Here is a 22,483-nt window from a genome sequence, read left to right as displayed (position 1 = left end):
TTTCGGAGGCTTCCGGTCATGAAAGTTCCCTATTATGCATGGTGGGTTCTCGCTTGGACAGCGCTTTCTGCATCGACCCTGACTTTTATTAGTGGAATTTTCTCATTTCCAATTCATTGGCGGCAAGGCGTTGGATTGCTATTGATTGGGATCGGCATCGCAGTGCCGGCACTGTGGTGGCTGCGATACTCGGGCCGGCGGACTAGAACACAGCGGATGCCAACTTTCTCAGTCGTGGGCGCAGTTGCCGTGGTCGGTGGATTTAGTATTCTTCCGTGGAGCAGCCTCGCCACTGAAGACGATAGAAGGGAAGCGAATCGAATGCCAAATGAAGTCGTAGATTCCTCACCAGCGATGCCATTACCCTCTTCATCGGTTGCCTCTTCATCGGTTGCCTTTCCATCGCCTACAACTACCATGACATCCCCTGGTCCAGAGCGCTCGGTTTTCGTCCTTCCCGAATCAGAAGTGCAGACCACGATCTATGTTGAGTCCACGGTGACGGTAACCCAGTTTGAAACCGTAATCCCGACCACTGTGACCAGAACCCTCCAGATCCCGTCGGTATCTGCTCCACTCCAAACATTTTCACCGGAGCTGGAAGCACCCCAAACTTCTTTAGGTACTCCTGCACCTGTGGAACCACAACCGATACAAACGTCAGAGGAGGCTGCTGAAGAAGGAGACGTGGCACCTGGAGATGCTGAAACACAACAGTCTGCTCCCCCGTTCCAGTAGATTGTTGTGCCCACTCTGAATACTTTCCTGCAGTAGCGTGATCGGCAGCACGCCTAGAAAATGTTCATGTTGAGATCCATCGGGAGGAGGCTAGTCCAAGAGAGTGGAGAGGCTTCCCCAGTAAAAGGAGTTTCATTTTCTCCTATTAGTTAGGGGGATGGGGCAGACTTTTCCTATTTCAGTAAAATTATTAACTTGAGTGGTAAGAGCTGATATGCAATCAAGGGTAGACCAATGATCGCGGCGTGGGATCTCTTTGCTAGATTTTGAGATCTTCGAAAGTGTAAACGAGACCCTGAACCAACTTAAATCCTAATATCCATATCGAGAATGACGTAAATCCTGCAATCGTTGAGGACTTACTTGAAGAGGGTAGGGGCTAGGAACTGACTCCACCCACAGAGGGAATTTCAGGTTCTGTCGTGATTTTGATCCGTAATCATGAAATTATAGAGCTGAAAGCTTCTAGTGCATCCATTCTTCAAATACTTTTGAGTCGTACATTTCAGTGAAGTATTGTTTTCGATACTTCAACATCTCCGGTCATCTCAGAAAGAAAGGTTGCAATCTGTGGGAAGAATGCAGCATCTTGAATCAGGGCGATTCAATATTCTACTACTCATTATCGTTGGTATGGGGGCTTTAATTTCAGTGATTTCCTCAGCAGAGTGGTTGACTTCTGCGGGGCTAAGCATTGCTCTTCTGGCTTTGCTATTTTTTGCGGTGATACAGGTTCGGTGGAGCAGGCGAATGGAAGGGGAGCGTCGCGCGCGCATCGCAAAGCTTGAGAGACAAGTTCATAAGTTCACCACCACCATCCCGGAATCTTTAAGAAACATCAGCGAAAGTGTCGGTACGGGGCATCGATTGGAAGAGCAGATTCAACGTGATGTCGCAAAATTGGAAGCGAACATTGCTGATCATTTGGATCTTATGCATCACGCAGATCAAGCTGAGACCACCAACTACTTCGATCCAAGGATGATTGAGGCGACTGAGATCAAGGGAAAACCCGCTGCGCATCAGGCGGGACGAATGGCAGCGCATCAGGAAATGGCCGAAGAGAGCTCATATAAGTATGGCCTTATTTTCGGAGCGTTTCCTTCGAAAAATTTGAGAATTCTCTCAATAATTGGAGATCAAGAACTACAAAACCACCTAGCGCCCATCGCAAGTATTCAACGAGTTGGGTTGGGCGGTGCGCAGCTCTCTCTGCCTAGCCAAGCCAGCTATTTGGTGATTCAGGAAAACTATCTTGACTCGGGTACCTGGAGAGGCACGTTGGATGCGCAGGGTAGTGGTAAATTTCGTTCTATTGCTAGTTTACTGCGTAAAGCAAAGAAAGACGGCGTAGTTGTGATCGTCGTTGCCAGCGAGATAACACGCCATTTCACTTGGTCTTTGAGGAAGAATGCTGACATTTTAGTGGAAAATGGAAAAGCTAATGTTCGCTGGGAAAATGATGTCGATTTGCCGGTATTGCAAGCAATACTTACTTATAGTTCGGAGCATGAAAACTGATGAGTGCTGTAGTTATCTATGGAGATATTAGCCCCAACGTTGTAGATGGATCATCTATTTGGTTGATGTCTATCACCGAGACGTTAGCCGGAGTATTTGATGAAGTTCACCTTCAACTTAAGATGCGACCAGAAAATGACCGGTTGGTGGGCGGACTGAAGAAAATTCGGAACGTTGAACTCCATAATCCCTCTACAGATACTGCTTTAACACATGAACAAGCGAAGTTTGAAATTGCTGATCTGGTCCAATCTACCAATGCAACTGCGGTAGTTGCGAGGGGAATGGATATTTGTAACGAGCTATGTAGATCTTCAATCGTTGGACCAAAACTTTGGGCATACATTACAGACCTACCATTTCCGCCCGAAAAGATTTCGGATAAGAACAAAGTAAGGCTTGGACGGATTGCGCATCATAGCCGCCGACTATTTGCGCAGACTGAGGCAGCTCGATCCTACCTTGAGGCAATAGCCCCGCAGGCAGCAGGAAAAGCAGTGCTGATGCGGCCAATGATTCCGACCTCAGCCTTTGATGAAGGCAGCGTAGAGAGGGGGCGTAAGCCAGGGGACGTGCTTAAGCTCGTCTATTCAGGAAAGTTTGCGAAAGACTGGAAGACCCTGGAGATGCTTGAGCTTCCTGCCGAACTCAGAAAAATCGGAGTTCCTGCGGAGCTTCATGTAGTTGGTGATAAATTCAATCGGGACCGGACGGATCCACACTGGATTGAAAGGATGAAAGCTGCTCTTGAAGCCGCACATGCAGATCCCGAAAGTGGGATCACATGGTTTGGTGGAGTCTCACGTAGCGAATCAATTCGCCTTCTTTCAGAAGCCCATATCGGTATTGGTTGGCGGAACCCGATCCTTGATGCGAGTCTCGAGATCTCAACAAAAGCACTTGAATATTCTGCGGCTGGGACAATTCCTGTCGTGAATCTCAACGGTGATAATATTGATTTCTTTGGAGAGGAGTACCCGTTCTTCATTCGTGGGACCAGCAGCACTGCGGAAGCAGCAAAAATAATTGCAGATGGTTTGCCATTCATGGATGCATTACGTCCCCGCATCCGTAACGCAGCGCGTACTTATTCAATGGACGCCGCGAAGCAACGATTCAGAACCTATTTTGAGCGTGCGGGGGCAGTGCCATGCAAACGTGCTGAAGTACAAGACCGCAACTCCACGCGAGTTGTAATAGCTGCGCATGATTTCAAGTTTATGGGTGAGCTTATGGATAAGCTAAATCAACATCCCAATTATGATGTACAGCTTGACCGCTGGGAGTCTCTGCATCAACACGACGAGTCGGAAAGCCAGCGGCTTGCGCAGTGGGCAGATGTCGTGTTCTGCGAGTGGGCAGGGCCTTCCCTGGCTTGGTACTCGAATAATCTGCCGACCGAGAAGAAGTTGGTTTCTCGACTGCATGGTTTCGAATTGCGTGGGGCGTGGCTGCCGAACATTGACTTTACGAACGTTGACATCATGGTCTTTGTCTCGGATTTTTATCGGCAAAGAGCCGAGTCGCAGCTTCCAATTGATGCCCTGGAAACCATGGTGATTCCCAACTCAATCGATTTGGTCGATTTTGATCGTCCGAAGCTTGCTGGTGCTCAGTTCAACCTTGGGATGGCGGGGATGGTTCCGTTTTTGAAACGGCCTGACCGCGCTGTGAACTTGCTTGAGAGTCTTCTCGAGGTAGACGATCGATATAGTCTTTTCATTCGGGGACGAGCTCCCTGGGAGTATCCTTATGAGTGGAAAGACCCAGTGCAGAAGCAGCTTTATCTTGAACTTTTTGCGCGAGTAACAGAAGATCCAGTGCTCAAGGAAAGAGTAGTTTTTGAACCATTTGGCGCTGACATGGCTTCTTGGTTGCGTAACATAGGAATCATTTTGTCTCCTAGCGACTCCGAAAGTTTTCACCTTGCTCCTGCGGAGGGCATGGCTTCTAGGTGTGTTCCTGTTGTCTGGTCTCGTGAGGGATCATTAGAGATTTTTGGTGAGAACAATGTGTACCCGAGTTTGCAGTTTGCGGTAGAGAGAATTCTTGAAATGAGGGATCATGAAATGTTTTTACGATTAGGAACAGATTCCCGAGATTTTGTCGGAAAGTGGGATATTGACACGACTTTTGTAAAGTGGCAAAAAGCTCTTGAGATCTCGTAGGGCCCTGCAGTACATGCTGCGCTTCTAAAATCCATACCTCTTACTGAAGAGGGCGTCGAGTGGAATGTATTAGACCCGTGTCCGATAGTCCACTCTATTCTTATGGTTGGTCGATAATTAATGTTATCCTAGAACTTTTCTGATCTAGGGGCATTGATCATCTGGTCCTGTCTGCCGTTCGAATTGTTATACGCAATCAGTTGTGACGGTAAATATGAGAGAAAGTAAGCATTGGACGCCAAAAGAACAATCAGATTGAAAGAACAACGTGGACAGCGTGTTGATTTCCTTCGTCCTTCTAAACAATATCTGGAACGTACAGACGGTTCACTTGATGATATTGACTACCGTCTGGCGACTGATCAACACGGGTTCATATGTGGTGGCGGCGTCCATGACCCTAGAATGCCATCACTGTACGTTATTGGAGATTCATTTGTTGAGTCGTCCTATTCCATTGAGGAGAAGCGATTTGCAGCTCAGATAGACCGATGTGCAAATTTGAACGTTTATAATGCTGGCTATTCGGGCACGACAATGCTTCAAGCCTGTCTGATGATCTTTGGAAAGCTGCCAACTTTGGCCAAGCCGGGGGATCATGTTTTGCTGTTTTCTCCATTTTCAGACGCATTAGCCTACGGGTACCCCGGTGGGTATTGGAACGACAGTAAGACCTATGCCCCAATTCTTCCCCTGAACGTTGAGTCAAGCTGGGAAGGACGTCTGAGTGATGCTGAAGCGCTATTGAACGCGGTTAAAGTTTTCCTTGATGGAATAGGAATCAATTTTTCTTTGGCATTGACACCACGTCGTGAGGGGGATTTTAATACAGATTCATGGCTTCGCATCACGTATTCACGGAATCGGCGCCGGTATGGGCGGGCCCTTGCTCTTAAAAAGGAATACGAATCGGTGATCAGACAAATCGGGCAGGACGCTGATTATCCGTTCCTTGATTTATCTTCTTATTTGGACAATCCAGCAGGCTACTTTTATGATGAGTTGCATTTAAATTCTGCTGGTCAAGACATTATTGCTCAACGAGTCCTTGCTTTTATTAAAGAAGAACTTCACTACTAGACCGATCCAAGTCGATTCAGCTAGCCGTGCTTAATCCCCTCTCCTCCGTAGCGTACTGGTGTAGGGATTGATCTCCCGGAAATCTTGACGTCCGAAATATTGCAATCGAAAGCCCAAGACTTTGGACCAATATGAATTCGTAGGACTGCGATTCCCGGTGAGGATTCGCGAAATGACCAACCTACAGAAGAATCCGCGGGAACAACGAAGCCGGCAGTTATCACTCGATATTCATTGGTAGTGGCTCCGAAGCCAACATTCCATGCAGGAACAAGGTCATCATTTCTTGCAACTAGACCAAGCATTTTTTCTCGGTCACCAAAACTCAAGTCAACTGAAGTGGATTGGTGTAGATCGTCGCCAACTATCCTGTAACGCAGAATGTAAAATTTCAGCCCGTCAACAACAGATTCAAACCAGACTGCCTCAGCGTTTGAACCTTTAAACTGAAACTCAGGTGCAACATTCCAACGCTGAGTGAGGTATGGTGCGGATTCTAAACCATCCACAGCATCGTAGACCACAAATGGACCACAATCGGAGAAACAAGTGGCTCTCGTGCGTGGCAAATCCTTGTACGCCTCATCCGTTAATACGAACGATTGCCAGTTTTCGCCAGAACCTTGAGCAGTAAGACTCGTATGAGCGGACCAGTCGTGCTTACGATCGCGAGCGACTACAACGTTGTGAGCAGCGTGGCTTCTTACGTAGGTTCTATCTGGCCCCGGCGAGTACCCGACATGTCCGGGATCAACAATCACATTCCGGCCTTCTGCCCAATATGTAAGGCTCAAATGATCATTGTGACCATGAATAATTCTCTGCGGGCCAAAACGAAGCGTGTAGTAGGTCTCTTCAGAAGGGTGACGGAGACTTCCGAACCCTGAACGGCCAAAGACAAACCCTTGATCGTAAACCTTTGTGTTGGGAATTGGAACGCCACGAGCCCCATTAGATAGAACGTATTCTGCCGGGCTCTCGTTCATGAAGGTTGGTCTGCGAGGGACTGAATCGCCTAGCTCGACGAAAGTGCCGCCAGGTGTCGTCGAGTGACCGATAAACTCTCGGATCTTTTCTTTTTTGTCTTGAAGCGCTTCGGGATTTCCAATGTTATTATGCCGAAATACTCGAATTGATACGCGAATCAACCGCTCAATATAACGTGCGTACTCGGGCGCTTGTTCATTGATGCAGCCATGTTCATCAACCATCTCATCCAGGCACGCCGTTGTCCGCTGTGCTCCTAATCGGAGGTTCTCTTCGTCTCCAAGTCGAGAAGCGGTGCAAATCAATGCTAATGCCTGCGCTAAACCGTGATTCCAATAACCATCAAAATCAGTGACCAACTTCCTGAGATGTGCCCCGACTGCCTCGCGAAGCCAAGTTTCGGAGGGGTAGAGCTCGCTGAGTCCCACTAGTGTTGTGGCGCGCAGGGCAAAACCATGTCCGCCCCAAATGTATTCGTCTTCTGCCCATTTCTTTTGGTGGAGTATATTATTCTCCCACCATTCTTTTGCGAAGGTAAGAGCTAGCGCTCCTGATTCGGAACTCGTTTCGGTTTTATCGATCGCATCTTGGATAAGCTGATCTATCCATTTGAGAGAGTGGAGGTAAAACTTCGTTGTTTCATTTGTGCTCTCCTTCTCAAAGTCCTCCCAAACGAACGGATCAGTTTTGAAATTGATGAGAGGATACGAAAAAACTCGTAGCCGTCCTGCCAGTAATCCGTCGATGGTATTGACATACTCGAGACCATTACTAAAATTGACCGCCCATCGCTGAGGGGGGCCGGCGTATAGCATAGATTCGTTATTCTCCATCGTTCTCCTTTGGTCTAATGTTTGAGATAGATAAATTTTTACACTGCAAAGTCGCGCAAAATGAGCGTTCTCTATTTGTGGAGTAGGTCTTCTATGGATTTTACCATCCAATTTTATAAAGATGAGGTTTCAGTCATGGGAGCTTTATGGAAAAATATTGGAAGATTTAAAGGTTCTCTGACTTTCTGTAGAAGTAGAAAAATTGTTGAGATAAACGGTGCATGGGATTGCCTGAGGGCCCCGAAGATTTGGTGAAGGGATTGCAATCAGTTGTCTATATGGCCCAGGTGGTGTGTCTTGGATTCTGCTGGAGCCGGCCAATGTCTTCAGAATCATTCTTAACCTTCGATGGGAATTTCTATTCTGGGAGTATTGACATGTCTTGAATCACGGAAGAAAAGCCAGCCTCAACTATTGATGCTTTTCGGTCTTGATTGCATGCAAGTGTCCGAATTATTTCGCGATATGGTTTTCCTGGAATGATGATATGGCTTCGGCCGTACCATTCAACTCTTGTATGCAACCTAGGATCGGTGCTCAATTGATCGATAAAGGGTATTACTTGGTACTGGAGGAAGGTTGTATCTCCTAGGTTTTGAAAGAGACATAGGTCGAAGTTGAGGCCGTTCTGTTTGTATTTTTCCCAAAGAGGTTTCCTGATAAAATCAGATTGAACAGACTGTAAATCATCGATATTGGATGCTTTATGTGCGACGGATAAATAAGTTGACAGTTTCGCATCTGGCTTCGCTGTCAGGTCTAATCTAGGGACAGCGGCAAGTACTATGCAGTCGGGAAAGTATTCACCAAAGTTAACTGCGGCATAACCTCCACCTGAAGTGCCGAATAGAATTGTTAGCTTCGTTTGGAGGCTTTCGAGGGCGTGAGAGATAAGTTCTGCAAAAATGGGGGGCAAGTACCCCGTGGTCGAATTTCCCAGAAACCATGCGAGGTCGATATCTCCGAGGGCAATGGTTGGATCCGCGACCGAGATGAGGTTCACGTTCGAATCTTTTGCCACGCCAAGTCCTTTGAATGCAGGAATTCTTATGGCCGAGTTTGAGAGTGCAGCGTGAAACATTACGAGGGTCGTCGTCGCCCCTCGGTCTTCAATCAAGAGGTCAAGAGGTGTTCCGTTAATAAACACGGTGTGGACCCCGGTTTTGGGTGTAGTACCTAAATACTGCTCTTTATCCGAGTATGAAAAATGTTCGAAGGTAGACCATTTTTTCATGATGCGTTTTCTGATCAACTGATTTTGTCCCTGTTCATGGGTGAGTGCGTTTATCCGTGTACTGGAAATATTGCGAATTGAGATTGTTTAGTTAGAACTTTCTTGGTCGCAGGGAGCATGATCTTCGCCCATTGTGGGAATAATGGTATCAGGGGGCGGAGCATAGTGTCTGTTGTCGGTGCCTTTCATCGAATCGGCGGGTGATTGCCAGATCCGTTTCTTTGATGCAGAGTAAATAGACTTTTTGAGATATTTCCTAGGAATCGAGTTGGGCCTGAGCGCGAATTAGCCGAGGGGAGTGAGGGGCGCATATGAATTCAGTAGTTCAAGTACCCATTAGGGAATTCTCACTTGGCTAGGTCTGAGAGATTTAGCTTTCTCGGGGTTGATGGAGGGTGGGATCCTACGAAGGATCTCTTCTCCTGAAACAAGAGGCTCGCTATGCTTAACATGCAAACCCATGTCACAATCTCTTGATTTCCTGCATATCCAACAGTTGGCCATGGCGCACGTGTTAGCCACGCGCCTGCTATCAGGACTGGTCCGCTGGCTAGTATCCAACTTGGGAATACTGTGAAGTGTCGAACTGCCCAAGCCGCTATGGCTATAGGTAGAGCTATCCAACCGATAATCAGTAACATCGACGATATGCCTGCAAAAATGCCAATAATGTGGGCCAATCTGCAAAAGGGCTGCACCATTGAATCTGGCAAATCTGATTCGATCTGGCGGTGTCGTTCCAGTAAAATTACTGCCGTCATGATGAGCAGCGTGAGCACACCAACCAAACTGCCAATCAATAAGCTCGTCCGGTAGATTCTGTCTCCAGCGAAGCCAAACTCTACTTGGCCACCTAACCCAGGCGGAATCACGAAAGCTTGCGCACCGGCGTCCACTATTCGCGAGTCTAGGTCAACTCCATTAATCGAGGCTGTAAGTCCAGAGTTCGCCGAACGTCCAGTTAGCAGCAATCGCTCATTGTCAACTACAGTAGCCTCTTCTCTGAAGCTGGAAAACGGGACAGAAGGATCAAAATTGGGTTCCTTCATGCTCACCCATTTGCCAAATGTGCGTAGTTCGTGTTGACCTTCTTTTAGGTCCACCGTCTCCCCTGAGAAGTGAGTGACATCGTCAATCAGGACGGATTCTCCTCCTGAAGTCTCCAGCTCCACCGTCATATCCCGCGGTGCGATGAATTCTCGGATGATCACCCCAGTGTCTATAAAGAGCCGTTGGAAGAGAAATTGCCGCACATGCGGCGACGTATCCGGCACACTGACTATGCGGGTGATGTCATGCTCTTGCACCCCGATCTCGACTATTCCGGTCTGTCCAGTTAACGTCGCTCGTATTGCTTTAGTCGCACCGCCTGGCACGATCACTTTTGTTGATTGCCCAGCTGCAGTGTCTACTTCTGTAGAAGCCTCACCGGAGCTGATCACTAGCGCCGTGTCTTCCGTGGTGGTGATCTCAATAATGGGATCCGGGAACTCTCCGCGTAACTCCAGCCACTGGCCCTCGGAGGCTCCCGGGGTGGGAAACCAGGCGGTATCTTCCTGTCGATCCACCGCGGCGGTCACGGAACGTGCCGGATCAGCGCCACCGAAGCTGGTCGCATCGGCCGCTGAGGATGAGGCCACCACTTGGCCACCGATCTCCTCTACATAAGTTAAAGGTCCTGCCGAGGGGTAGTCCTTCACTGCATTGCGCACATCGGAACCTTCTGCCAGGGAAGCCAGCGGGGCAGAGACCGCACCCTCAAGGGCACCGTAGTTACGCACCGTGAGCATCGGGGTGTCAGTAACAATCTCCGCATCCCCGGAAACAAGCTCCCGTGGCCCGGGTCCAAAGATCGAGTCCAGCAGGGCCAGTGATTCACCACCGCCAGCTACCCGCACTGGATCTGCTGAGGTAATGGCCATATCTGCAGTGGGATCCAGCATGATCACCTCCACCTCGCCGAAGGTGTGGCGTTCACCGGGAAGTTCCTCGGCAGCTGCGGCCGCCGAAGCTGGCGCAGCCTCCAGGTCATGTCGGACGAGCACCGCACCGATGCCCAGCCGGCGCAGCGCGGCAGCTCCGGAAGCGGGATCCTCCTCAAGTACCGCCATCACACCATCGAGGCCACGGATTGCCTCAGGATCAATCAGCGGCACCGCATCGCGCACCGCCCAAGGCACCTCGAGCAGCGGTTGGGCTGGCTCATCGCGGGTCCAGCCCCAGGTTTGGCGGGCGAAGGAGGTCTCCGGATAGATCAGGGTGCGAGTGCCGGCGGCGTTCTCGTTCAGGAATTCGGCTGCCTCATGCCAATAGGAAGGCACTTCCTCGTAGGCACCGCGGGGGAGTAGCCGCCCAGTCCACGCCGGCGAGGTCGCTGCCAGGGCAACCAGAGCAATCAGTCCCGCTACCGCGAAGCGCCGCGGAGGAAAGGCCCGCGAACGCACTGCCGACCAAGACGAGGGCAACTGCAGCGCTGCTCCTAGCGCCGCTACTCCCACCATCAAGGGCAGTCGCACCAGTGGATCGAATTTGTGCAGGTTGCGCAGTGGTGCGCCAGCTCCGTCCAGGAATGCGAGCCAGGAAGCCCCAATAGGTCCGTGTGCCAGTCCCAGAATCACCAGTCCGCTGAGGAGCATCGCCACCCAGAGTGCGGCAAAGGGGGCCCGTCGCTGCACGAGCAGGGCAAGTCCCGCCAGGCCCAGAGCGGCAACCACCACGGTGGCCAATACAAAAACAGGCTCGCTGACCAGGAGGTTTCCGGCTTCGCGTTCGGTATCCACGAAGGGGGACCAGCTGGTGGTCCCGCGGAGGATTTCCAGAGGATTGAGCCAACGGGTGGTCACATAGGAAGATTCGATGTGATCAGTGAAGGGGGCGGAGTACCGCCCCAGCACCAGCAAGGGGCCGATCCACCAGAGACTCACCGCCAGGCAGCCCAGCAGCCAAACCCCTAGAGCGCGCCAACCCCAGTGGGCCCGGTGCAGGATTCGCCAGAACAGGAGTAATCCGGCCGGGACACAGGCCGCCAGGGTGGCGGTGGCGTTGACGGCTCCCATCGCTGCCACCGGAAGAATCGCCAAAGCAACGGCGCGAAGTCCCAAGGGTCCAAGCAGCGGCAGTAGCACCCAGGGGGCGAGCATCACGGGCCAGGTCTCCGAGGAGATGGCAGTGAGGGTGGTCAAAGTACGCGGCGAGAGTGCAAACAACAGCGCCGCAAGGACCCGGAAAACCCCTGATCCCACCTGCAAACGGGACACCAGCAGCAGGAACCCGGAGTAACCGACCCCGACAACAATCAACCACCAGAGTCGCTGCGCCACCCAATCGGGGAGAAAGTCAGTGAGCAGGAAAAACAGGCCCTGGGGAAAAAGGTAGCCATAGGCCTGATTCTGCAGTTGCCCGAGGGTGAAAATGTCAGTCCAGGCATGCAACGCGCCGGCCAAGAATCCGGCCGGGTTGGCAGCCAGATCATGCTTGGTGTCGGCGGCAGTCAGCCCCCAGGGCTGGGTGAATATCAGTACCGCAAGCAGCAACCAGCCACCCAGGTGGAGAAAACCTGGATGGCTGGGGAACGTCCCGCGTTTCACGTGGAACCTGGTGCTAGCCGCGGGTGCCATACTCCGGACCGCCGAGCATCGCGTCTTCCGCAGTCACGGCGTTGCCTTGGGGGACGGTGTCCTGATCAGAGAAGGCTGCGATACCCAGTACGGTGACGATGCCGGTTGCGACCCCGACTACGACGCTGGCGATGGCCGGGCCGAGGGTACGACGGTTGAGTGAGTCAGATGTATAAGCCATAGAGTTGACAGGTTACAGCTATTTCGTGTCATCTTCGAGTGGCGGAACCACAAACACCGGGATCCCGGCATTGTGAATGACATTATCTGCGGTCGAGGACTGCCAGAGTGACTTCAGCCCGCTGATCGCGCGGGTGCCGGTGACGATGACATCGGGGCGCAGCTCTTTGGCGGCGTCCACGATGGCGGACCAGATGGCGGTGGCGGACTCCACCATATGGGCCCGGGCCTCCAGCCCGAGGGACTCTGCCAGGGCCACGCCCTCCCGGCAAGTAGCGCGGGCCTGGGCGTAGGCCGGATCATCGGCTTCCTCCACGGCACTGAAATCAGCTTGTCGAAGCCCCGACATGCTCACCGCACGGGAGGCTTGCCGGTACATCGGTTCCCAAGCGGTGAGAATCTCCACGTGTCGCGGACGCAGCAGGTTAGCGGCATATTCCAGGGCACGTCGGGACTCGGGGGAGCCGTCATAGGCGATGAGCATGGTGGTCGGCGTTGAATCACTCACGTTAACTCCTAGATGTAGGTGTATCTCCAGCTTATGCCCGCTTTGCAGATCGCCGCGTGGGAATAAGGCAGACTGGCCACCATGGAAAAGAATTTCTCGGTGAAGGTGGCCCTTCTCACTGCTGCAGCATTGTGCGGTGGGTTGTTGGTTGCCTGTACTCCGGAGACCACCGGCCCCGATGAATCTGAGACCACCTCCAGTAGCCCGATCTCGGAGAAGCCCACCGGAAACCCGGCGACCACGGAATCCAGTACTGCCACGCCCACCTTTAGTGATACCCCGGCGCAGGCGGAACTGCGGGCCCAGGTTGCCTCCCTGATGATGGTCGGCGTGACCAGCTATGAAGATGCCTTGGCCAAACTGCAGCAGGGCGCCGGTGGCATCTTCATCACCAGCTGGGCGGATCCGGCTATTCTCACTGAACCCGGCCGTGACATTGCCGCTCTACGGGAGGCGGTGGGCCGAGATTTCCAGGTCTCCATCGATTTCGAGGGTGGCCGGGTCCAGCGCCATGCTGAGGTCCTCGGAAGCTGGCCGGCTCCCCGGGAGATGGCGGCCACCAGAAGTCCGGAGGAAGTTCGCGCCCTGGCACAGGAGATGGGACAGAGCCTGGCGGACCACGGCATCACCGTGAACTTCGCCCCAGTGGTGGACCTGGACATCGCTGAACTCGACGTGGTGGGGGATCGTTCCTTCTCACCGGATCCGGTAGTGGCTGCGGAATATGCGGCCGCCTTCGCCACCGGTATGGCTGACACCGGCGTGCGGGCAGTGTTCAAGCACTTCCCGGGACACGGCCAGGCCTCCGGAGACACCCACACCGGCTTCGCGGTCACCCCGCCGATCGAAACGGTGCGGGAACAGGATCTCCCACCCTTCGGACAGGTTTTCGCCACCGCGCCGGGTGATGCGATGGTCGGACACATGGTCGTTCCGGGCCTAGGCAATGAAACTCTGCCCAGCAGCCTCGATCCGGCGGTGTACCAGCTGCTGCGCAGCGGTGACTACCCACAAGGTGTGCCCTTCGGAGGCATCGCCTACACCGATGATCTCTCCGGCATGGCCGCCATCACGGATCTGATGAGCACCTCAGAGGCCGCGGCCGCAGCTATTGCCGCCGGCGCTGATCAAGCACTCTGGTCCAGTGACCTTCCGCTGGACGATGCAATCAACGCGGTGATGGCCGGAATTGCGTCCGGAGCGATCCCCGAAGAACGAATCCACGAGGCCGCAGCACGCGTCCAAGCCCAGTTTGTGACATAACTTTTCATTAACGTTCAATGGTGAGACACCTCTATTAAGTATGAGAATGGCCCCCCTGGCGATACGCTATTAACGTGAGTCAGCCAAATCATGGGAAAAGCAACGGTCGTGGAGCACGAATCATCCTCGGTGTGCTCATCGGCCTCATCGCACTAGCAGCGATCGCCTATGGCACCGACTACTTCATGAACAAGGACAAGGTGCCCCGCGGGGCCACCGTCGGAGGCGTAGCCATCGGCGGCATGACGACCTCCGAGGCGCAGGCCCTCCTGGAGTCGGAACTCGGCGCAGCCACCGTTGAGCCGGTCCAGATCCGCGCCGGGGAACTGAGTGCTGAGCTGCTCCCCACGGAGTCCGGCCTGAGCGTCAACTGGGCGGAAACCGTGGCGGCCGCCGGCGAGCAATCCCTGAACCCGGTCACCCGGCTGCTGGGCCTCTTCCGCGATTTCGAGGTCGACGTGGTCAGCGACCTCGACAACACCGTCCTCCAGCCCACCCTGGACCGCGTCCACGATGAGCTGACCCGCGAACCCGCCGATGCCACCATCTCCATCGCCAACGGTGGAGTGGAAACCACCCCGGCCATCAACGGCCAGACCATCGACCGTGCCGAGCTCGATGAGCAGGTCACCGGCCGCTGGCTCGACCCAGCAGGCATCGAGATCGATGCCGAGATCACGGAGCCGGCGATTCTCGACGATCCCGTCAACGAGGTCGCCGAGGGACCTGCCGCCAAGGCGATGGCCGCACCCATCGTGGCCCATGGCCGCGATGAGATCGACGGGACCATCCCGCTGGAGCGGATGGCTGAAGTGGTCACCTTCCACTTCGAGGACGGCGCTTTCCGCACCGACGTCAACATGGAGGCCGCCCAGGGCATCCTCGCCGAGAACCTCGGCCAGACCGAAGCTGAGCGCCAAGAGGCCCAGATCTCCTTCGCCAGCGGCAGCAAGGCCGTCACCCCGCATATCGACGGCGTGGAGATCAACTGGGAGGAGACCCTGGCAGACTTCCCCAACCGAGTGACCGGCGAGGGAGAGAAGGAATTCGAGGTCGCCTACATCGATGATCCAGCCTCCTTCACCACCGAACAGGCCGAGGCCGCCACCTTCAATGAGACGATGGGTTCCTTCTCCACCGGCGGCTACTCCGACTCCTCCGGCACCAATATCTCCCTGACCGCGCAGATGGTCAACGGTGCCATCGTCGCGCCGGGTGAGATCTTCTCCCTCAATGGGTACACCGGTCCCCGTGGTGCCGCCCAGGGCTTCGTTGAAGGCGGAATCATTATCAATGGCCGCTCCGGCACCGCCGTCGGCGGTGGCATCAGCCAGTTCGCCACCACCCTCTACAACGCCGCCTACTTCGCTGGTTTGGAGGATGTGACCCATACCCCGCACAGTTACTACATCTCCCGGTACCCCGCCGGCCGCGAAGCCACGATCTACGATGGTGCCATCGATCTACAGTTCCGCAATAACACGGACCAGCCGATCCGCATTGACGCCGGCATGGGCGGCGGTGAAGTCACCGTGAGCATTGTGGGTGTGAAGAACGTTGAGGTTGAATCCGTCAATGGCGGCCGCTGGGCACAGACCTCCCCACACACCACCAGCGTTCCCGCCGATGAATGCTCGCCCTCCGGCGGAGCCCCGGGCTTCACCACCTCGGATACCCGCATCATCCGGGACCTGAGTGGCAATGAGATCTCCCGCGAAACTCAAACCACTGTCTATGATCCGCAGCCGATTGTGCGCTGCTCCTAAATAGATGAATGTGATGGTCGGCCCCTTTCTGGGGCCGGCCATCAACGTTTTAGGGCTACAAGCCATCAAAAACTATAGCCAAACGGCCTCTGATCTACCCTGAAAGTTTGCTGTGACTGGTAACCTGATTTCTAATACAGCGCGTGAATGATTTCCACGCGCTTCAGTCATGTCTCCAGCCATCGAATGTAGGCCCCAACGGTGAAAATACTCGTCCTCTCCCAGTACTGGCATCCGGAGAACGGTGTCCCGCAGCGACGCTGGACCTGGTTGACCAAGGTGCTGGTTGAGGCAGGCCATGAAGTCACCGTCATTGCTCCGCCCCCGCATTACCTGCGCAATTTGAGTGTCAAAGAATGGTTGCGGGAACGGAAGTTCTCCTCACACCGGGAAGTCGGATCTGGCCCATCTGGGGAACGGATCATCCGGAGCGGTTTCGTGCCCGCAGGATCCTCGCTGACCCAAAAAGTGCTCAACCAATCCACCGTGGCGCTTGGATCCCTCTGGGTGGTATTCAAACGCCCTGGTGTACTGAAGGGCTACCAACCTGATCTGATCATCGGCACCGTCCCGGCGCTTCCCACTGCGTTGACCACCCGCCTTAGTTCGTTGATTCTCCGCGCACCCTATGTGATCGACCTGCGAGACAACTGGCCTGACCTGCTGGGGCAGGCTGGTGATTGGAACAAAGGGACCGGTAGGACCTCACTGCGGGAAAAGATTCTCTCCCGGGGGCCACTGCAGCTGGTGAGCACTGCAACCAAGTTCACCATGGGGAGGGTGCTCAGCGATGCTGCCGGACTTATTGTGACCTCCAGTCATCTCCGCCGTGACCTCCTCAATCGTCCCCAGTTGAAGGACAAAAGCCGGGCGGCCGATATCATCACGGTGCGCAATGTCTTTCCTTCGGAGACGGAGTACCTGGCGCCGAGCAAAGTAGAGGGCCCAGATGATGCGCTCAACGTGCTCTATGCCGGGACCCTTGGTAGAGCTCAGAATCTGGCAAATGCGTTGGAGGCCGCCCAGCTGGCACAGCAGCAGGGAGTGAAGGTCCACCTCCGTTTTGTCGGAGCTGGCGCCACCCGAAGCGCACTGGTGGCGGAAGCGAAGAAGCTGGGAGTGGAGGCCACTTTTGAGCAGCGTCAGCCCGCCGATGAGCTCGAAGAGTATTACGACTGGGCGGATACTGCCCTGGTGCACCTCACCGATTGGGAACCGCTTCGTTCGGCAGTACCCTCCAAGACGTATGAACTGATGTCAGCTCGGCTGCATATTTCGGGTGTAATCAACGGCGAGACCGCCGGGATCATCAGGAAGCGTCGTGCCGGTGATGTCGTAGAGGCAGAGGAGCCGCAGGCACTGGCCGATCTCTGGGTTTCTTTGGCTCAGGATCGTTCTAAATTGGCAGTGACCGGAGATGGCCCAGAATGGGTGATCAATGAGCGAGAGAATGTAGTCCCGCCGCGCTTGTTTGAACTGCTGAAGAAAGCTGCACAGCGATGATCAATCCTGTTTTTGACCTTCGAAATCTCTCGCTGCTGGTTTCAGCCGCGACTCGGCTTGCCACCGAAGACCCCGCTGGCTTTCTGAATAAGGTGGCGGAGCGGGTTCGGACCTCTGAGAACCGTATATTGTCCAAGGTCCCGGTCGGGGCGCTCGCTCGAGTTTCCACGAGTCATAGTGAGGCCCGAGAGCTGATTGAGAGGGGCGAACTCAGTGAAGGCATTACGCTGATTGAATCTCTCGGCGACAAAGCTTCCCGGTCGGAGAAGCATCTGGCGCAGCGCACCAGGGAGCGCCTGATACAGCTGCAGGAGGTGCCGCCGGCGGGTACTGGTTTCATTGCTCTTGATGCCGAAATCCGGGTGCTTCATGTGCTTACGAATAGCCAGCCCTTTACTCACTCCGGCTACACTGTCCGTTCCCAGAACGTGTTGAAGTCGCTCCAGGGAGCGGGAGTACAAGTACATGCTGTGACGAGGGTGGCCTATCCGGTTTTGGTGGGCAAACTTCCGGCCTCTGAGACCCAGCACATCGATGGCGTCAGCTATGAACGACTCTTGCCGTGGTTCTATCCGCTCAGTCTGCAGGATCGCGATGATTTGGCAGTGAAAATGATTGTGAAGCGGGCAAGAAAGTTCAGGGCGACGGTCCTGCACACCACCACAGATTTCAAGAACGCACTCGTCACTTCGCGTGCTGCTGCGGAACTGGGGGTTCCCTGGGTCTATGAAGTACGCGGAGAGCTGGAGAGCACCTGGCTTTCACGGCAACCTGATAAAGACGCGGAGCGTGCCAAGCAATCTGAGTTCTTCAAGCTGGCCAGGAACCAGGAAAACCACTGTATGTATGCAGCTTCTGTAGTGGTCGCGCTGAGTGAAGTATCCAAAGCTGAACTTGTTTCCCGGGGAATTGAAACCGCAAAGATCCACGTTGTACCCAACGCAATTGACGGGGACATCATCGGCAGGCAGTTCGACCGCTCGGCTATTCGTAGTGAGCTGGGTCTGCCAGATACTCCCATCATCGGCACAATTACCTCTGTAGTTGATTATGAGGGGCTCAATACCTTGATCGAGTCTCTCAAATTTCTGCCCACAGACGTGAAGGTCTTGATCGTCGGGGAAGGCACCGCAAGGCCCGGCCTGGAGAAGTTGGCCGAGAACCTTGGGTTAAATGGCCGTGTCATCTTCACTGGACGTCGTTCGCAGGAGACGATCTGGAAATGGTACGCAGCACTAGATGTCTTTGTAGTTCCACGTAAAGATATCCCAGTATGCCGGACTGTAACTCCGATCAAACCTCTGATGGCACAGGCACTGGGAGTACCCGTAGTTGCGTCTGATCTGCCGGCATTACGTGAGGTAACCGGAGAGCTTGCGGAGTATGTCGCCGCTGAGGATCCAGACGCCCTGGCTAAGGCAATCCGATACCAATTGATACCGGCTGAAGACGAGATCACTCGTGAATCTTGGATGGCGTCTCGTACATGGAACGCTAATGCCCAGCGATATCTTGAAGCGTACGAGGCGTTGCGGGGCTGAAACATTGCACGGTTCGGCGTTGTTCTAAATCTATTATAGTTAAGGGGATTTAGGGAAAACCAGCAAAGTTCTAAACACTGGTTCAAGTGCGGAGATTGTGTCTGATCGGAGCCGCTTATTTAGCTTGTTGCTAATTCTCAAATGGTTTGTAATGTTAGCAAATTGGGTATGGGGATGTCTCCGGCATCCTCTCGAATGCTTCCAGACAGTGTCTACGAGCAACTGCTATCGCGGACCCTGACGAAGGCGATTCAAGCAGGGCTAGCGTAACTAGCGAGGAGCACTTTACTGGGATCTGAAGATCTCGAGCGCCCAGATAATCGTGGAGATGACTTCGGTGTGAAAATGGAGTGACGGACATGACGATACTGGAATTCAGAGGTTAGCTAATGCATCCTGTTCCGGTCAGCTCGCACAGGCCTATCACGATGAAGATCGTTGCCGAGACCCTGACACCGCTTCGGCAGAAATGTGCCTATCCCGCAGAGGACGATGTATTCCGTTGTGGTCATGGCACGCAGGGTACTGCGGCAACTGTCTCGGATCTCGCCACCAGAGAAAATAAGTTGCTCGCAGTCGTCCTTCGGAGTTGGCTCAGACCCACAATCCCTTTGTGTCGATAATTGCTTTGCCCTTGAGCTGTGCAGCGCTGACTGTTTTGAACTCGTTGTGGTCGACGAGTAACACGATAACGTCTGCAGTATCGATAGCTTCGGTGTAATCAGTGAGCATAACGTTGCCTTCCCCCGCGAACGTGGCCGGAAGCTCAGATACATTAGGCTCAACAGCCAGGATTTCGCAGTCAGTGAACTTCGCTGCAAGCTTCTGGGTAATGCTCAATGCGGGAGATTCCCGGAGATCGTCAATGTTTGCTTTGAATGCGAGTCCCAGCGCTGCGATCTTTTTAGCACCAGTTTCATTGACTGCCTGGGTGACTTTCTCAATGACCCATTCGGGCTTACCATCATTAACTTCTCGAGCGGTACGAATCAGACGTGAATTTGTCGGATCGGAGGAGACGATGAACCACGGGTCGACAGCAATACAGTGTCCACCGACGCCAGGACCTGGCTGGAGGATATTGACTCGAGGGTGGTGGTTAGCCAGCCCGATGAGTTCCCAAACATTGATTCCAAGATTGTCGCAGATCAGTGAGAGTTCATTTGCGAATGCAATGTTTACATCGCGGAAAGAGTTTTCTGTCAGCTTTGCCATCTCAGCGGTAACAGCATCGGTTGCAAGGAGTTCGCTCTTGCAGAAGGAACTGTAGATCTCCGTTGCTCGGCGGGTTGCCTCTGCGGTTTCACCGCCAATGATTCGGTCATTAGTGATGAGTTCTTTCATAGCGTTGCCGGGAAGGATCCGCTCAGGGCAATGCGCAAAGTAGATAACTGGCTTGTTGTCTGGGTTCGGCTCGCCATCAGCAATGAGATCGGGACGAAGCTCGAGGATCCTCTCCGCCATGCGTCGGGTGGTTTTCGGAGGCGAAGTGGACTCAAGGATCACAAGTTCGTTGCCCTCAAGTTTGGGAGCAATAGACTCGGCAACGGAGAAGATGTACTTCATATCGACGTGATAGTCGTCGGTGAAGGGCGTGGGAACTGCAACTATGTATGCATCTGCGTGGATCATGTCCGTGGTGGCACGGAAGTTACCGGATGCGAGAGCGTCCTTGAGCCCTTCTTCCAAGCCCGGCTCAACAATAGTGACTTCGCCCCTATTGATTCGCTCAACATTTTCAGCCTTGACATCCACACCTGTGACATCCACGCCGCTGTTTGCCAGGACGACAGCAGTGGGTAGTCCGATATAACCGAGGCCGACAAAAGCGACCGAATAGATACTCATTCCAACTCATCTTTCCGCTAGTAGGCGAGCTTAAAGGTCGGGGTTTACAATCCATGTGGATTCTGTGGGAACCCTCAAAGCAGCCGTATGGGGTGAGACTCTTTGCTTATAAGCTACCAATGCATTGTTTGTGATGTGTACTTAGGGGAATCTAAGGGATTTCAGCTAGTGCGTGTGTAGAGGAATGATCAGGTTTTGGCTGAGGCGCGAAGTTCTACAGTTGGTACTGATTATCAAAATCTTACTTTCCATTGAGTTGTGTCTATAAATTTCCGTGTTAGTCTTTGAAAGATTTTTATTAATGGGACAGAATTAGTTCCATTGAATTTGATTTTACGTACTCAGGACTGAATCCCACTTGGCGAAGTGTGAGTCCATTTATGAACTGTGAAGGATATTGATGGCAACCCCAAAGATCATGATCGTCTACGGCACCCGCCCCGAGGCTATTAAGGTTGCCCCCGTCATTAAGGCTCTGGAAGCGGATCCGAGGCTGGATTCTGTCGTCGTTTCGACCGGCCAACACCGGGAGATGCTGGACCAGGTCAATGGTATGTTCGGAATCTCCCCGCACTATGACTTGAGCATCATGCGCCAGGGCCAGTCATTGAACGGCATTGTTGCCCGTGCGATCGAGGGCCTAGATGAGGTCATCGAGAAAGAGCAACCTGATGTCGTGATCTCCCAAGGCGACACCTCCACCGCGATGGCCGCCGCTATCGCCGGCTTCAACCGACGGATCAAGGTTGTTCATCTAGAGGCTGGTCTGCGCACCGGAAACCTGGACTCTCCGTTCCCGGAGGAAGCGAACCGCAAGCTCATCGGCCAGGTATCCTCTCTGCACCTGGCTCCGACCGAGATGTCGAGAGATAATCTTCTGCGTGAGGCTGTTCCCGCCGAGGATGTCGTGGTTACCGGCAATACCGTGATTGATGCACTCCTTGAGGCTGTTTCCTGGGATACCCAGTTCACGAATGAACGGCTGAAGTCCTTCATTGCTCAGGATCGTCGAATGGTTCTGGTAACCACTCACCGTCGTGAGAATCTGGAAGATATGGCCGCGATCGGCCGCGCAATGCGCCGGATCTCTGAGAAATATCCTGAAGTCTTCCTGGTCTTGCCGGCGCATCTCAATCCGGCGGTTCGAGCTGCGGTCTTCCCGGAGATTGAGGGGCGCAACAACATTCTGATTACTGAACCGGCTCCTTATGACCGTTTCACTAAGCTGATGGGCCGTGCAGACATCGTTCTGACTGACTCCGGCGGAGTTCAGGAAGAGGCGCCTAGCCTAGGTAAGCCGGTGCTCGTCATGCGGGAAAACACCGAGCGTCCGGAAGCAGTCACTGCAGGAACTGTCCGTCTGATCGGCACCGGTGAAGATCGGATCGTCGAAGAAGTATCTGCATTGCTGGATGGCCCGGAGGCCTACGACCAGATGGCCAATGCCGTCAATCCTTATGGTGATGGTCGAGCTGCGGAGCGTGCCGTGGCAGCTATCGCAGAGCTCGTTGGCGTCGGCGAACGCGCTGAGGATTTTTCCCCCAAGGTAATGCAGCACTGAGCTTTCAGCTCTAGATCGGAGAGCGCCTAGATTTCTTCTCCGCAATGAGTGCGGCCCCTGTCCTCCCGAAAAGTTCGGGAAGGGCAGGGGCTTCTTTGGCTCCAATTCGAGCTGTGAACAGCAAGAATCCCTTCC

General features: G+C 53.7%; 15 protein-coding genes. 9 read left to right on the top strand and 6 right to left on the bottom strand.

The annotated features are described in order from the left end of the window. Positions 1–18 precede the first annotated feature (18 nt). From ACTU46_RS14285 to ACTU46_RS14270, 4 genes are all read left to right on the top strand, one after another. Positions 19–738, top strand: a complete 720-nt coding sequence (locus ACTU46_RS14285) for a hypothetical protein (RefSeq protein WP_443382953.1) — start codon at positions 19–21, stop codon at positions 736–738. Positions 739–1,317: 579 nt separating this feature from the next. Beyond that, positions 1,318–2,259, top strand: coding sequence for a hypothetical protein (locus ACTU46_RS14280; protein ID WP_443382950.1), 942 nt, complete (start codon positions 1,318–1,320; stop codon positions 2,257–2,259). Beyond that, complete coding sequence (locus ACTU46_RS14275) at positions 2,259–4,427, top strand: hypothetical protein (protein ID WP_443382948.1); 2,169 nt, start codon at positions 2,259–2,261, stop codon at positions 4,425–4,427. Before ACTU46_RS14280 ends, ACTU46_RS14275 begins: the two co-directional genes overlap by 1 nt. A gap of 255 nt (positions 4,428–4,682) precedes the next feature. Continuing rightward, complete coding sequence (locus ACTU46_RS14270) at positions 4,683–5,507, top strand: SGNH/GDSL hydrolase family protein (RefSeq protein ID WP_443382945.1); 825 nt, start codon at positions 4,683–4,685, stop codon at positions 5,505–5,507. Positions 5,508–5,527: 20 nt separating this feature from the next. Here the strand turns inward: ACTU46_RS14270 and ACTU46_RS14265 are convergent, their stop codons facing one another. The 5 genes from ACTU46_RS14265 to ACTU46_RS14245 form a co-directional block, all read right to left on the bottom strand. Then, on the bottom strand, positions 5,528–7,327 hold the full coding sequence (locus ACTU46_RS14265) for a heparinase II/III domain-containing protein (RefSeq protein ID WP_443382942.1): 1,800 nt from the start codon (positions 7,325–7,327) through the stop codon (positions 5,528–5,530). Between the two features lie 358 nt (positions 7,328–7,685). Next, entirely contained in the window at positions 7,686–8,561 is an 876-nt protein-coding gene (locus ACTU46_RS14260) for a hypothetical protein (protein ID WP_443382939.1), read from the bottom strand. 347 nt (positions 8,562–8,908) lie between these two features. Next, positions 8,909–12,148, bottom strand: coding sequence for a DUF3367 domain-containing protein (locus ACTU46_RS14255; RefSeq protein ID WP_443382936.1), 3,240 nt, complete (start codon positions 12,146–12,148; stop codon positions 8,909–8,911). Positions 12,149–12,161: 13 nt separating this feature from the next. Beyond that, positions 12,162–12,359, bottom strand: a complete 198-nt coding sequence (locus ACTU46_RS14250) for a DUF2613 domain-containing protein (protein WP_443382933.1) — start codon at positions 12,357–12,359, stop codon at positions 12,162–12,164. An 18-nt stretch (positions 12,360–12,377) separates the two neighbouring features. Next, entirely contained in the window at positions 12,378–12,842 is a 465-nt protein-coding gene (locus ACTU46_RS14245) for a universal stress protein (protein WP_443383051.1), read from the bottom strand. 105 nt (positions 12,843–12,947) lie between these two features. Between ACTU46_RS14245 and ACTU46_RS14240 the strand changes: the two genes are divergently transcribed. The 4 genes from ACTU46_RS14240 (at position 12,948) to ACTU46_RS14225 (ending at position 18,939) form a co-directional block, all read left to right on the top strand. Next, a complete protein-coding gene (locus ACTU46_RS14240) occupies positions 12,948–14,129 on the top strand; it encodes a glycoside hydrolase family 3 N-terminal domain-containing protein (protein WP_443382931.1) in 1,182 nt (393 codons plus the stop codon). A 185-nt stretch (positions 14,130–14,314) separates the two neighbouring features. Continuing rightward, positions 14,315–15,895: a VanW family protein gene (locus ACTU46_RS14235; protein ID WP_443383048.1), complete on the top strand. Its 1,581-nt coding sequence runs from the start codon at positions 14,315–14,317 to the stop codon at positions 15,893–15,895. 201 nt (positions 15,896–16,096) lie between these two features. Then, positions 16,097–17,398 (top strand): glycosyltransferase family 4 protein, encoded by a 1,302-nt coding sequence (locus ACTU46_RS14230; RefSeq protein ID WP_443382929.1) that lies wholly within the window; start codon positions 16,097–16,099, stop codon positions 17,396–17,398. After that, positions 17,395–18,939 (top strand): glycosyltransferase family 4 protein, encoded by a 1,545-nt coding sequence (locus ACTU46_RS14225; RefSeq protein ID WP_443382926.1) that lies wholly within the window; start codon positions 17,395–17,397, stop codon positions 18,937–18,939. Before ACTU46_RS14230 ends, ACTU46_RS14225 begins: the two co-directional genes overlap by 4 nt. Positions 18,940–19,533: 594 nt before the next feature. On the opposite strand, the gene wecC is transcribed toward ACTU46_RS14225, so the two are convergent. After that, complete coding sequence (gene wecC, locus ACTU46_RS14220; RefSeq protein ID WP_443382924.1) at positions 19,534–20,787, bottom strand: UDP-N-acetyl-D-mannosamine dehydrogenase; 1,254 nt, start codon at positions 20,785–20,787, stop codon at positions 19,534–19,536. Positions 20,788–21,187: 400 nt separating this feature from the next. Between wecC and wecB the strand changes: the two genes are divergently transcribed. Further along, positions 21,188–22,348 (top strand): non-hydrolyzing UDP-N-acetylglucosamine 2-epimerase, encoded by a 1,161-nt coding sequence (gene wecB / locus ACTU46_RS14215; protein WP_443382922.1) that lies wholly within the window; start codon positions 21,188–21,190, stop codon positions 22,346–22,348. Positions 22,349–22,483: the final 135 nt, after the last annotated feature.

This window comes from Corynebacterium sp. A21 (assembly GCF_052266655.1).
Taxonomy (GTDB): Bacteria; Actinomycetota; Actinomycetes; order Mycobacteriales; family Mycobacteriaceae; genus Corynebacterium.
This window is presented reverse-complemented; position numbering and strand designations above follow the sequence as displayed.

Bases quoted from the DNA above. Each gene is read 5' to 3' on its own strand.
- ACTU46_RS14285 (WP_443382953.1), top strand. From the start codon at position 19: ATGAAAGTTCCCTATTATGCATGGTGGGTTCTCGCTTGGACAGCGCTT.
- ACTU46_RS14280 (WP_443382950.1), top strand. From the start codon at position 1,318: ATGCAGCATCTTGAATCAGGGCGATTCAATATTCTACTACTCATTATC.
- ACTU46_RS14275 (WP_443382948.1), top strand. From the start codon at position 2,259: ATGAGTGCTGTAGTTATCTATGGAGATATTAGCCCCAACGTTGTAGAT.
- ACTU46_RS14265 (WP_443382942.1), bottom strand. From the start codon at position 7,327: ATGGAGAATAACGAATCTATGCTATACGCCGGCCCCCCTCAGCGATGG.
- ACTU46_RS14260 (WP_443382939.1), bottom strand. From the start codon at position 8,561: ATGAAAAAATGGTCTACCTTCGAACATTTTTCATACTCGGATAAAGAG.
- ACTU46_RS14250 (WP_443382933.1), bottom strand. From the start codon at position 12,359: ATGGCTTATACATCTGACTCACTCAACCGTCGTACCCTCGGCCCGGCC.
- ACTU46_RS14245 (WP_443383051.1), bottom strand. From the start codon at position 12,842: ATGCTCATCGCCTATGACGGCTCCCCCGAGTCCCGACGTGCCCTGGAA.
- ACTU46_RS14240 (WP_443382931.1), top strand. From the start codon at position 12,948: ATGGAAAAGAATTTCTCGGTGAAGGTGGCCCTTCTCACTGCTGCAGCA.
- ACTU46_RS14235 (WP_443383048.1), top strand. From the start codon at position 14,315: ATGAACAAGGACAAGGTGCCCCGCGGGGCCACCGTCGGAGGCGTAGCC.
- ACTU46_RS14225 (WP_443382926.1), top strand. From the start codon at position 17,395: ATGATCAATCCTGTTTTTGACCTTCGAAATCTCTCGCTGCTGGTTTCA.
- wecC (WP_443382924.1), bottom strand. From the start codon at position 20,787: ATGAGTATCTATTCGGTCGCTTTTGTCGGCCTCGGTTATATCGGACTA.
- wecB (WP_443382922.1), top strand. From the start codon at position 21,188: ATGGCAACCCCAAAGATCATGATCGTCTACGGCACCCGCCCCGAGGCT.